Source organism: bacterium (genome assembly GCA_019695335.1).
Lineage (GTDB): Bacteria > CLD3 > CLD3 > SB21 > SB21 > JABWBZ01.
Genome location: JAIBAF010000002.1, coordinates 40,244 through 53,598 on the forward strand (window position 1 = coordinate 40,244; position 13,355 = coordinate 53,598).

Below are 13,355 nucleotides of genomic sequence, written 5' to 3' on the forward strand. Positions count from 1 at the left end.
ATGAGTTTGTTCGGATTGATCAATCCTAATAAAGGAATTCAGCAGATTACCGCTGATCAGTTGCGCAAGCGGATGGCACAAGATAAATTGGTGATTATTGATGTGAGAGAACCTTCCGAACATGCCGAGAGAAACATTCCAGGTTCGATCTTAATTCCGCTAGGCGCTCTGCCTTCACGATTGAATGAACTTCAAAAATTCAAAGACCAGGAGATCATTGTTTATTGCCGGAGCGGTAATCGCAGCGCCCATGCCTGCAGGCATTTGATCGGGAATGGATTCAAAGCTGTAAATTTATCGGGCGGAATTCTGGGGTGGAATTGATGATTACGAAAGTATCATTCAATTAAAAGAGCTGTCCCAAATGTTAGAGTTCGAATAAGTTGATACTCTTCAGTTCGAAAAGCAACAACTTGTAAACTCTGAGACAGCTCTTATGTTAAATTTTTACAATTGAATTTATTCTTTGATACAACGGCAAGAATTACCTTCCTCCCATGAAGCTCTGGCTTCATTGACAACAGAAGAGCTTTTGACTAATTCAATAGCATTACCCCGATCTTTAGTCGTTTTTAAAACTGACCAGAAAAAAGCTCGTGAATCACCGTATTCAAAGCTACCGCCGGCTCTTCGATGCCCGCCAGGCAATGCTGAAAAACCTACCGTATTACGTGCCATGTCGTCCCACACAGCTGAAACAGCTTTGAGTTTGCTACCCGGACCGTCAGGACCGCTTCCCGACATCCCAAGCAAACCAAACAAAACTTCCCAATCGTCGGATGTTGGAACTCGCCATCCTTCAGGACAAATGCCTCGTGGATCTATTATAGCATAACCATTATAAAGCTTTCCTGAAATGGTTTCGTTCTCGGCTTTGTTATCAAAGCTTGCCCAAGCACCCGTTTTCAAATCTTTCCATTTTTCAGGATTAATGACGTTATCAATTTCATCTCCGTTTTGATAATGCTCGGTTTTTAAATTTTCAACCATCCACCATTGCCCATCAATATTGATCGTATTATATACATTACCATCAACATCCACTACCGTTCCCTTATCACCATGTTTACCTTTGCTTTTCTTAGAGTTTTTATCTTTCGCATCGGCGGTACTGCTTTGCTCGTTTTTTTCTTTTTTCTTTTTTTTCAAAATTGATTGAGATGAGACAGTTTCTTGATGAAAGACTGTAAAAGTAAGAAAGAAGGTTAAAATTAAAAATAATTTCCTGTTTCGCATAGACGCTCCTTGTATTTTTTAAGTAAAATTAAAATCGATTTGCTACTATAACTAATAAAACCAAAGCACACTTTGAATAGTGTGAAGAACTCTAAAATAAAAGATCAATATAAAATATAGATAAAAAGCAACAGGCCTGTAACTACCTGAATAACGGTATTTTGAGCAAAAAAACTACTTTTATAAGGAGGATTAAAGGGGCTAAATGAGGTTTTGCTTCAACGCTTTGGCGATAGCGCCATGCTTGGAGTGAACTTGAAGTTTAGCATAAATGTTTTTGAAATGAAAACGTACAGTTTCAGAACTAATATTAAGAGCCAAGGCAATTTCTTTGTCCAATTTATCTTCCGCTGTCATTTCGAGCACTCGTTTCTCTTGACGGGTTAGCACATCATTGCTTGGGGCATTTTTTTGAAAAAATGCCACTACTTTTTTTGCAATAAATGGAGTCATGGGCGCTCCACCCCGGTAAGCTTCATAGGCCGATGAAAGAAGTTCTTCCGGTGAAATATCTTTGGTCAAGTATCCGTCGGCACCCGCGCAAAGTGCATCAAAAATGGTCTGGCTTTCATTGCTTACGGTAATCATAATAACGGAGGCTAGAGGGCATATTTTTTTCAAATAGCTAACTGCTTGAATGCCATTCATTTTATTATCACCCAGATCGATATCCAGGAAAATTACATGTGGAGATAAAAGTGCGATTTCTGTCAGCGCTTTCTCAGCATCACGATATTCGGATATTAAAACGAATCGGTTATCGGCTAAAAAAATTAATTTTAAAATTTGCCTGAATTTCTCCGAGTCTTCGATCAAGACGATTTTAATCTTATCTTCAATTATTTTTTTCATAATGACCCGTATTTCGCAATCAATTGGAAAGAGTTGGTAATTTGACTGTAAAAAAGAGAGTAGTTCCTTTATGCAATTCTGATTGAACGGTTAATTGACCTCCTAACGCATTCGCTCTCAATTTCATATTGTTCAGACCATCTCCATCATGTTGCCTCGTGACGTCAAAGCCAATACCGTCATCTGAAAATTGGATACCCAATTGATGGGCTTGCATAGTAAAAATAAGAACGATGGTTTGGCAGTTGGAATATTTCAAACTGTTACTGATTGCTTCTTTAAAAATAATCATAAGGTTTCGTTTCCATTCTACTGGAATCGCGGTTTTTAATTTATCATCAATGCCGGTAGTCTGAAAATCAATTTTGTGATCAGACCTGCTTAAAATAGCCTGATAGTGCGATTTTAACCGCAAAGCCAGATCATATACCGTATCCTGTTTCAAATCAAGCGCCCAGATAAGATCACGTGCATCCAACATCATTTCCTCAGAAGCTTCGATAATCCAATCGATGGATTGCCTTACGTTTTGAGATGAATTATTAACTTGAGTGCGTAGAAATTTACTGAGCATGGTAATTTGTGAGATTTTATCACCTAATCCATCATGAAAATCAGATGCCATTTCTTGGCGAAGGCGTTCACGTTCGCTATACTTGGCACGTTCGATAATCTGAGTTTCGTTGATGATCTTTTGTTTTGCTCTTTTATTCTGGTATCGTGTAATTCCGACAATCAGTCCTCCTATAATTGTAAAAAAACAACTGTAAGCCCACCACGTCAAATACCACGGCGAAAGAATTATAATTTTAATTCCTGCCCGGCTTTCATGCCAAACACCATCGGCATTTGCCGCCTTGGTTTTGAACCAATATTCTCCCGGATTGAGATTTGTATAAGAAGTAAAATGTCTTGATCCTGAATAGATCCAGTTTTTATCAAAGCCAGCCAATTGATACTGATAAATATTTTTTTCAGTTTCTCTGTAGTTCAACAAAGTAAATTCAACTGAAAAGCCTGAAGAATAATCCAGCGTTATTTTTTGATCGTCCGATCCGTAGTGCTTTTGAATAAGAACGTTACTGTCATTGAGTGTAAAAACCGATATTGCAATCGGACAAGTGGTCGTGTCATCAACTATTTTTTGGGGATCAAACGATACAAAACCATTAACTCCTCCAAAATGCATTTGACCATTGGCACTCTTAACATACGCATATTGGTTAAATTCGTTATTTTGCAGTCCATCCCGGATATCGTAATTTCGAAAAAAACCTAATATTGGATCAAAACGAGATAACCCATTATTTGTACTCATCCACAGATATCCGTTAGAGTCTTCCAAAATACCATAAACACAATTATTAATAAGACCATCTTTTTCAGTATAAAACTTGAACGCGGATGTAGAAGGATTAAATTTGCATAATCCGGAACCGGTACCCAACCATAAAGTATGATTACGGTCCTCATAGACGCAATTTATTTGATTACTGCTTTGACTTAATTGTGCAAAAAAAAATTTTTTGAATTTTTTGTGATCTTTAATCAACAGGTTCAACCCGTTGTCCGTACCAATCCACAAATTATTTGAATGATCCACATAAAGGGCGTTGGCAATTTTGTTACTTAAACTGCTGGAATCCCTGGGATCAAACGGGTACGCCGTAAATTTTTCAGTTTCTCGATCAAGTGATTGAATTCCACGACCGTCAGTACCAATCCATAATGTTTTCGAAGAGTCTTCGCATATTGATAGCACTGTTCCTGCTGTTAAACGTGAAAAAGTTTTCAGTTTTTTCTTATTCTGATCATAAGAAATTAGTCCACCGTCCGCTGCGGCAAACCATAGGATTTTTTTTGAATCTTCGAAAATAGCCGTTATTGCAGAGGAATTAAAAGTAAACGTTGACTTCTGTTCTCGTTGAAATTTAATGTCAGTTTGGTCACTTGAAGAAACCAACAATTTATTGACCCAACCGTCCGACATACCAACCCACAGCGCACACGCTCTGTCCTCATAGATGGACCAAATATTATTGCTCGTTATACTGTATAGATCTTCGGGCAAGTGCGCGTGATGATAAAATTTTTTTGAATTCATATCCAATTTATTAATTCCGCCACCGGATGTGCCCACCCATAAAAATCCGTACGTAGTTTCGTAAATAACACCGACCCGATTACTATTAATTGAATTACTGTTTAAATCATTTTTCTGATAGTGTGTAAATCTTCCATATACATCCCATTTACTAAAACCTCCTTTGGCGTAACCTATCCAAATGTTATCGTCATAGCCTTTACGCAACGATAAGATATAATCATCATTCAGACCTGTTTTATCAAGAGGATTATAAAAATAGCGTATAAAGCGACCGGTTTTCGCATCAAATTTGTTAAGGCCATGAGCTGTTCCAACAAGTAAATTTCCTGAAGCATCTTCACATATAGTAAAAACGGCATTATCGCTTAAACTTGTGTGATCACCCAAATTGCTATAATATTGGGCTGTGATTTTTTCAGTCTTTCGATCAAATAGTTTTAATCCATTATGTGTTCCAAGCCAAAGGTTGCCATTCTTATCTTCGTACACCACGCGAATATTATTATCTTTAGAAACATGATAATGGGTGTCTGTTGAATCTGTATAATATTGTTTCATTTCACTATTAGCAGGATTCAAGCGGTTGAGTCCAAATGCCGTTCCAATCCATAAAAAACCCTCGGAATCTAAATACATGCAACGGACTAGACGGTTGCTCAAGGGACTCGATCCAGAAGGACTTACAAAAGGCTCGAATTTTTCATTGTTGAATGAACGCCTGTTAAGTCCACCATTGTATGTGCCAATCCATAAGTTTCCGTTTCGGTCTTCAGCTATTGATGTTATATAGTTATCGCTTAACGAGGATTTACTAGCTGGATCATTTTTGTAAACACTAAATTCATAGCCATCGTATTTATTTAAGCCGTCTTGAGTTCCAAACCACATAAATCCTTGACAGTCTTGCAAAATACAAGTTATCGTATTTTGCGACAATCCGTCTTTTTGCATTAAATGTTCAAATTTGAAAGATTGGGCATAAAGAGAGTACGTGCACAAAACAGCAACGCAATACACGGAAGGCTTACAAAACTTGATCGAATTCGAAAGTTTAAACAGAAGCATTTCAATAATCAAATTCATGCCGGGGATCGTAGTGTACAAAATCGAGAAACTTCCTCGGTGTCATTAAGTACAATAAAAACGCCAGAATACCATTGTAGAATGAATTAACTACCCCATACTGAAGAAAAAGACTTCCAAATTCGAGCTTAGAGCCCAGCGATTGAAACCAATAATAAAAAGCATCGTGCAGCAATGAGCCAATCAATACAATAAGGGGAAAATAATATTTTTCAATCAACAGAACTCGCTGATTGATAAACAAATTCGAGAAAAACCCAACCAATGTCTTAGTCAGCGATTGTAATCCATAAAATCCGGTCAACACATCCTGAAAAAAACCCGCGACAAATCCAAAAATGCTTCCCGGCATCGGGCCTAATCTGAATCCTACAAAAATTGCCAGGATCAAAAGTAAATCCGGTACGTTTTGACCCACGGCTAATACAGTATTGACGAATGTTATTTGTAAAAAATAAAAAGCCAGAGCCGTTAACGAAATGGAAGCTATTAAAATGTTACGTTTTCTACGCATAGTTATTGCTCGCCTAAAAATACATTCTCAAAACCAGAACGCGAGGAAGCCGTTTTGGATGTATCCGTTACGACAAACACTTCTTCAAGGCGGTTGAAATCGACAGCCGTTTGAATGCGAATATCTTTGAAAATTCCGGCGATTTCATTATTGATTCCCGACACGACTCCGATACAGAAATTCGGAAGAAAAAATTCGCTGTAGTCTGACGTAAGAATGACGTCGCCGACGCGAACATCGAGGTTTTTTAATACGCCGTAAAAGCCGACTTCATTCGGCTGGCCTTGCCAAAAAACAATGCCATTGAGACGGGTGCGTTGGATTTTAGCGGCTGCTCGAAAGGTTTGATCGAGCAAAATCTGACATTCGGAATAATCATCCGATACGTCGACGATCAATCCAACCAACCCTTTGTCCGTAATTACGCTTTGGCGTTTTCTCACGCCGTCGCGAAAACCTTTATTCAATGTGAGCGTACTGAATCTCGGATTCGGTGATTTAAAAATGATTTGTGCCGGGATCGTCTGCAATGGAAAACGAGCCGAAAATTTCAGCATCTGTCTTAATTTGACATTTTCAAGGTAAGCATCTTCCAGTACGATATTACGTTTGGCCAAATCGATATTTTCCTGCCGAAGTAAATTCCAATCGCGCACCGATTCAATGGCTTCGGATTGATCGCCGGAGTGATTGGCTAATAAAGCTGAAATAAAAATGACTCTCTGCCTGATGTAGGTCAATTGCGGATTATTATTGGCTTGAAGCAGGAAAACGGACACGATGATCAGCCCGAGCAATACGAGGTAATTGCGGTAAATATCGATGATCTGGTAAAGACCATCCAGCAGATTTCGAAATTTCCAATGCATCAGGGAACGGTTAAAGGCAGGTTAATATTTTTTGGCTTTGAGAATGACTTCTTGATATTTTGCAAGATTCTCAAGCACCTTGCCGACGCCACGAACAACGGCTGTGAGCGGATCTTCGGCTACGATGACCGGCAAACCGGTTTCCTTTTTGATTTTTTCGTCCAATCCTTTGATCAAAGCGCCACCGCCCGATAAAATAATACCACGATCCAGAATATCCGAAGCCAGTTCCGGTGGCGTGTGTTCCAGCGTAGCTTTTGTGCCTTCGATAATTTTAGCGATAGGATTGAGGAGGATAGAACGGACTTCGGTCGAATCGGTTGTCAGTGTACGCGGAATTCCGGACACAATATCGCGGCCTTTGATTTCCATGGTAATTTCCTGCGGCAAAGGAACCGCCGACCCGATCGTACATTTGATTTCTTCTGCGGTTTTTTCTCCGAGCAGCAAGTTATGCTGGATGCGGAAGTATTGGATAATTGAGCGCGTCAGTTCGTCGCCGGCAATGCGCAGCGACGTGTCGCAGACAATTCCGTTCAACGCAATAACGGCTATTTCCGACGTTCCACCGCCGATATCCATGATCATGTTACCGATCGATTGATCAACTTCAATACCGACACCGATCGCAGCAGCCATCGGCTCAGGAACGAGATAGACTTCTTTGGCTCCAGCGTGTTCAGCGGAATCACGCACGGCGCGCTGCTCTACCATTGTAATGCCGCTAGGGACGCCGACAACGACGCGCTTGCCCATGAAACGTGCCGGGCTAACTTTGCGGATAAATTCCTGCAACATCAGCTCCGTCATTTCGAAATCAGCGATCACACCATCTTTGAGAGGACGGACGGTAAGGATCTCATCGTGCGTGCGGCCCATCATTTCCTTTGCGTCGCGTCCGATGGCCATCATTTTGTTGGTACGTTTATTAATGGCGACAATAGATGGTTCGTTAATCACAATGCCTTTATGTTTAACATACACCAGCGTGTTGGCCGTGCCGAGATCGATGGCAATTTCGTTGTTAAAAATATTGAATAAGCTCATGGGTTATGCAAACTCCTTGGTTTCACGCACGATTGTATGCATAAGGCACTAATGTTTAAAATGTCGGACGGAAGTAAACACCATCGTCATGCCAAGTTCATTGGCTGCGTCGATGACTTCCTGGTCTTTCACGGAACCGCCGGGTTGAATGACGGCAGTAGCGCCGGCTTTAGCCGCTGCATCGACGCCATCGCGGAAAGGAAAAAAGGCATCGGATGCAATTGCTGAGTTTTTAAGCTCGATACCTGCGTTGTGTGCTTTGATCACAGCCAACTGCGACGAATCGACGCGCGACATTTGTCCTGCTCCGATTCCGAGAGTACGATCTTTCGAAGCATAGACAATCGCATTGGACTTGACGTGTTTAACCATTTTCCAACCGAACATCATTGCTTCGTGCTCGTCTTTTGTCGGCGTACGTTTGGTTACGACTTTCCAGTTTTTCGGATCAACAACAAGTTCATCCGATTCCTGCACTAAATATCCGTCGAGCGCTTTACGCAATTCCGGCAATACATTCTTTGCAGAAGAAAAATCGTACCGAATCAAACGAATGTTTTTCTTCTTCTGTAAAATTGACAAAGCTTCTGATTCAAATTCAGGAGCAATGATCGCTTCGACGAATACTTCGCCGATGTCATGAGCGGTTTTAGCCGTCAATGTCCGGTTAAATCCGATGACTCCGCCGAAAGCCGATACCGGATCAGTCGAACGTGCATGGACGTAGGCTTCGTACAAATCATTATGTATGGCAGCCCCGCAAGGATTGGTATGTTTGACGATCACACAACACGGCTGATCGAAATCGCTGACGACACGAACGCACGCGTCAAGATCAATGATATTATTGTACGAAAGTTCCTTGCCGTGAAGCTGTTCATATTTCGGCTTGTTCGAATTCGTTGTAAAATAAAACGACGCTTTCTGGTGCGGGTTTTCGCCATAACGTAAATTTTGAATCTTTTCCAGTGACAACATCATCGTTTTCGGCAATTCTTCTTCAGAAGGTTTTTGCACATTAGCAAAATAGTTTGAAATAACAGTATCGTAATGCGCCGTATGTTCAAACGCTTTGATCATCAGTTGAAAACGCGTTGTTTCAGAAACGTCACCGGTGGATTTGATCTCGTCTAAAACACGGACATAATCAGCAGGATCGACCAGCACGACCACGCTTTTGTAGTTTTTGGAAGCCGAACGGATCATCGATGGTCCGCCGATATCGATATTTTCGATGACTTCCGCAAGGGGGACGTTTGATTTTTTGATCGTTGCTTCAAAGGGATACAGATTCACAGCCAATAAATCGATCATGCCGATACCGTGTTTGCGGGCGTCTTCCATGTGCGATGCATGATCACGAAGCGCCAGCAAACCGCCGTGAATTTTCGGATGCAGCGTTTTGACGCGACCGTCCATCATTTCCGGAAATCCGGTAAGATCGGAAACTTTTTTAACAGGAATTTTAGCCGCTTCCAACGAAGAAGCGGTTCCGCCGGTGGAGACGATTTCAGTACCCATCGCATGAAGCGACGACGCAAAATCTACGATTCCCGTTTTATTCGAAACACTTATTAATGCGCGTTTAATGGTCATAGGTGAAAATTGAAGGTAGGTGTGATTTTTTCAGTGTATCTTAAATTCTCTGCCGAATTGGAAAAAAGCGAAAGAATGTAGGAATTGAGGGATAAAAAAGCAAGAAATTTAAAGAGTTACGGGAAAAACAAACAAGTCAGGCTGAATAACCTGACTTGCTAAAAAACTATGCTTTTATTCAGAACAAACTATTTTGTTCCCTCGCCCCATTCATAGTCCATGTTCAATTTAAACTCGATTTTTTTGTTATCATCTTCGGAAGGATTTTCGAAAACCAAATAATACAACGTCTTGGAGCTTTTGTATTGGTTGAGTAGACGGATTTTAAAGTTATCGTTAATCTTTTCGCCGGATTCATAATATTTTTTAAAAGCTTCCTCTTTATCGAATTTCAAAAAATTTTCTTCGTCCATCACATAGACCTTAGCTTTACGATCGCCACCGTCTATTACTCGCCATTCACCTTCTACGGAAATGGCGTTCATTTTATCTTCGAGTACGATTTCAAACTGGTAATATTCGCCCGCTTTGAGCGTTTCGGTTTTACTGACTTTATTGTTTTTAGCTGTGATCATTTCTTTACCACCGCCGCAACCCGCTATAAATATGGCCGCAGATAAAATCATCAGAAGTTTTTTCATAATTTTCCTCCGTTCGTTTTTATAATAAACTTATAGATCAGAATAGTTTAAATTCGAAAGCTCTCTTAAAAGTAAAAATTAAATTTATTTTTTCAAACGTTTAATTCACGTTCAGCTTGATATTAACCGATTGATTTAATATCGTACTTCTGCTATTGAAGTTAGGACCCACCCGCTACACACAAGGAGTTTTGTTATGAAATCCGCAATTTTCTTTTTGAGCTTCTACTTTGTTTTCAATCTCTCCGCGCAAACTAAACGACCGATGACCTCAGAAGATTTATGGAATGTAAAACGTGTTTCCGGACTCACGGTTTCGCCTGATGAAAAATACGGGGCGTTCGTCGTCACAGAATATTCAATCAAGGATAATAAAGGCAATTCCGATCTTTGGGTGATCGATCTTACAACAAACAAAATTAAACGCCTGACGACAAATGTTGGGAGCGATAATTCTCCGGTATGGCATCCAGACAGTAAAACGATAGCATTTATCTCCAAACGTGAAGGTGATTACGCGCAGCTCTATCAAATCAACATTGATGGCGGTGAAGCAAGTCTTGTAACGGAAATGCCTCTGGGAATTTCTTCGCCGAAATATACGCCTGATGGCAAGCGAATTATTTTTGCTTCACAGATTTTGCCTGAGTTCGAGAAAGATTTCGACGGATTGAAAAAACATGTAAAAGAAAAAAAAGACGGCAAAATGACCGCGAAAGTAACGGAAAACCGTCTTTACCGTTATTGGGACAGCTGGCTGACGGACGGTTATGTTACGCATCTTTATGCATACACTATCGATTCAAAAGATCGTATGGATCTTACCAAAGGATCAACACGCTTGATGAGCATGGACGGAGGAGTCGATTATGATATCTCACCGGACGGACAATGGGTAGTTTTATCGGCTAATAGCACTGAACCGCCATACCGTAAAATCGATTCGGATATTTATTTGATTAAAATCGGCGACAGCAGCTGGACTAATGTTACATCATCGCCTACTTCTAATGAAAACAGCGGCTTCTTTTCAAAAGACGGTAAATTTCTTTACTTCTCTCAATTTCCGGATCCGAATCATCCCGATGAAGTTGCTCAATTGGTTCAAATGAATCTCGCAACAAAAGACAAAAAGATTTTAAATGAAAAATCCGACATTTCTTTTGGCAATTTTCTGGAAACATCTGACGGTAAACAAATGTATATGTTTGCCGATGTCAAAGCCTTATCGGCCGTTTATTCGTTGAATATTACTTCAGCGAAATTTGATCCTGTGATCACAGACGGCAAAATGAATTCGCTGAATATTACCAAAGAAAAATTGATTTATCTGAAGCAAAACATTTCCATGCCGACGGAAATTTTTGAATTCAATTTGAAAACAAAAAAACAAACTCAATTAAGCTTTTTCAATAAAACGTTAATGGATTCGTTATCGTTCGGCAAAGTTGAAAACCTGACTTTCAAAGGCGCGAATAATGACGACATACAGATGTTTTTTATTTATCCGCCCGATTTTGATCCCAATAAAAAGTATCCGCTCATCCACATGATTCATGGCGGTCCGCACGGAACGTTTGGTGACGAATTCCATTTCCGCTGGAACGGACAACTTTTTGCTGCCGGCGGATATGCGGTGGCTATGGTCAATTTTCACGGCTCGACCAGTTTCGGCAACGATTTTACCAAATCCATTGTCGGAGCGCACGGCGATAAACCGTTTACTGACATTATGAAAGCAACCGATTATTTATTGGAAAAATATTCTTTTCTCGACAGCACAAAAATGGCCGCGGCGGGCGGAAGTTACGGCGGCTATATGGTCAATTGGATCGCCGGTCATACGAATCGTTTCAAATGTCTCATCAGTCACGCCGGTGTGTATGATTTGATGGGGCAATTTGCTTCCGACATGACGTACGAACGCGATCAATCGTACGGTGGTTCTCCTTGGGAAGGAAAATACGAGAATATCAACCGTTACAGCCCGGCGCATTTTGCCCATAATTTTTCAACGCCGATGTTGATCATTCACTGTGAAAAAGATTATCGAGTTCCCGTAACGCAGGGTTTGGAATTGTATGGTGTCCTGCAAGGCAAAGGTATTCCTGCACGGTTAGTTTATTTTCCCAATGAAAACCACTGGGTGTTACAACCGCAAAATTCCATTTATTGGTACAAAGAAGTCAATGATTGGTTTAAACGTTTTTTGAAATAATCTAAATTGCGAAAGCCATTTTATGCCGGTTCCGAAACCACGCAATGAATCCCAACGCCTCGAATCTTTGTATCGGTATAAAATCCTGGACACGGATCCTGAACAACGTTTCGACGATCTGGCTTATCTTGCGTCATTTATTTGCAACGCACCTGTCGCCATGATTAATTTCATTGATGCCGAGCGGCAATGGGTTAAATCTAAAATCGGTACGGATATTCGTGAAACAATACGTGATGCGGCTTTTTGCGCTCATACGATTTTGCAAAACGACTTGATGATTGTCACTGACGCAACGAAAGACGAACGTTTCGCCAACAACCCTTACGTTTTCTCGGGGCTTAAAGTGCGGTTTTATGCCGGTGCGACGATCCTGTCAAGCGACGGCCATGCGTTGGGAACCATTTGCATCTTAGATACCAAACCGCGGAATTTATCGCCGGAACAAGCCGATGCTTTACGCGCGCTCAGCCGGCAAGTTCACGATCAAATGGAGTTACGTAATCAATTGTTTGATTTAAAAAAGACGCTGGGTGATCGGGATCGCATCGAGCAATCGTTGCAGCAAAATGAAGCTTACTTAAATGAAATTCTTGAAACATCCAGAGACGGTATCTTGGTTGAAGAAGATGAGCATGTCGTGTATATGAATAATGCATACGCTCATTTGTTCGGCTGTTCGTCCCCGGAAGAGTTGTACGGCTTGCATTTATCTGAACTTGCAGCGCCCGAAGATATCGAACGGCTGCTTGAGTATGGTCGTCGCCGCGCTCGCGGTGAAGAAGCACCGACGCTTTATACTTTTAAAATCCAAAGACGCGATAACCGCATGCCGGTTGAACTCGAAGCCTCCGTCTCAAATTTTCTTCATGAAAAAAAACATCATATCATTACTTTCGTACGCGATATTACTGAACGCAGAAGGAGTGAATTGGAGCGCGAGCGCCTGATAACCGATCTTCAGAACGCTTTAAGTAAGGTCAAAACACTAAGCGGGCTCCTACCGATCTGTGCTGCTTGTAAAAAAATTCGCGACGACAAAGGATATTGGAATCAAATAGAAGTCTATATCGAACAACATTCCGAAGCCGATTTCAGTCATGGCATTTGTCCCGACTGTGCCAGACGATTGTACCCTGAAGATTTTTCAGACGACATGAAGTAAATATTTAGCTTCATTTTTAAGCAAAAT

Annotated in this window: 11 protein-coding genes; 3 read left to right on the plus strand and 8 right to left on the minus strand. The window is 40.8% G+C overall.

Features of this window, described 5'->3' with window-relative positions; genetic code table 11:
• A complete protein-coding gene (locus K1X84_00795) occupies positions 1-324 on the plus strand; it encodes a rhodanese-like domain-containing protein (GenBank protein ID MBX7150145.1) in 324 nt (107 codons plus the stop codon).
• 135 nt (positions 325-459) lie between these two features.
• On the opposite strand, the gene K1X84_00800 is transcribed toward K1X84_00795, so the two are convergent.
• The 8 genes from K1X84_00800 to K1X84_00835 all read right to left on the minus strand — a co-directional run bounded on the left by K1X84_00800 (position 460) and on the right by K1X84_00835 (position 9,945).
• On the minus strand, positions 460-1,236 hold the full coding sequence (locus K1X84_00800) for a fibrobacter succinogenes major paralogous domain-containing protein (GenBank protein MBX7150146.1): 777 nt from the start codon (positions 1,234-1,236) through the stop codon (positions 460-462).
• A 201-nt stretch (positions 1,237-1,437) separates the two neighbouring features.
• On the minus strand, positions 1,438-2,088 hold the full coding sequence (locus K1X84_00805; protein ID MBX7150147.1) for a response regulator transcription factor: 651 nt from the start codon (positions 2,086-2,088) through the stop codon (positions 1,438-1,440).
• 19 nt (positions 2,089-2,107) lie between these two features.
• Positions 2,108-5,278, minus strand: coding sequence for a hypothetical protein (locus K1X84_00810; GenBank protein ID MBX7150148.1), 3,171 nt, complete (start codon positions 5,276-5,278; stop codon positions 2,108-2,110).
• Complete coding sequence (gene mreD, locus K1X84_00815) at positions 5,262-5,792, minus strand: rod shape-determining protein MreD (protein ID MBX7150149.1); 531 nt, start codon at positions 5,790-5,792, stop codon at positions 5,262-5,264. Before mreD ends, K1X84_00810 begins: the two co-directional genes overlap by 17 nt.
• A 2-nt stretch (positions 5,793-5,794) precedes the next feature.
• Entirely contained in the window at positions 5,795-6,661 is an 867-nt protein-coding gene (gene mreC / locus K1X84_00820; protein MBX7150150.1) for a rod shape-determining protein MreC, read from the minus strand.
• 21 nt (positions 6,662-6,682) lie between these two features.
• Positions 6,683-7,708: a rod shape-determining protein gene (locus tag K1X84_00825; protein ID MBX7150151.1), complete on the minus strand. Its 1,026-nt coding sequence runs from the start codon at positions 7,706-7,708 to the stop codon at positions 6,683-6,685.
• 48 nt (positions 7,709-7,756) lie between these two features.
• Positions 7,757-9,304 (minus strand): bifunctional phosphoribosylaminoimidazolecarboxamide formyltransferase/IMP cyclohydrolase, encoded by a 1,548-nt coding sequence (gene purH, locus K1X84_00830; GenBank protein ID MBX7150152.1) that lies wholly within the window; start codon positions 9,302-9,304, stop codon positions 7,757-7,759.
• Positions 9,305-9,492: 188 nt separating this feature from the next.
• Complete coding sequence (locus K1X84_00835; GenBank protein MBX7150153.1) at positions 9,493-9,945, minus strand: hypothetical protein; 453 nt, start codon at positions 9,943-9,945, stop codon at positions 9,493-9,495.
• 196 nt (positions 9,946-10,141) lie between these two features.
• Between K1X84_00835 and K1X84_00840 the strand changes: the two genes are divergently transcribed.
• Positions 10,142-12,163: a S9 family peptidase gene (locus K1X84_00840; GenBank protein MBX7150154.1), complete on the plus strand. Its 2,022-nt coding sequence runs from the start codon at positions 10,142-10,144 to the stop codon at positions 12,161-12,163.
• Between the two features lie 22 nt (positions 12,164-12,185).
• Entirely contained in the window at positions 12,186-13,328 is a 1,143-nt protein-coding gene (locus K1X84_00845; protein ID MBX7150155.1) for a PAS domain S-box protein, read from the plus strand.
• The last annotated feature ends 27 nt before the right edge of the window (positions 13,329-13,355 follow it).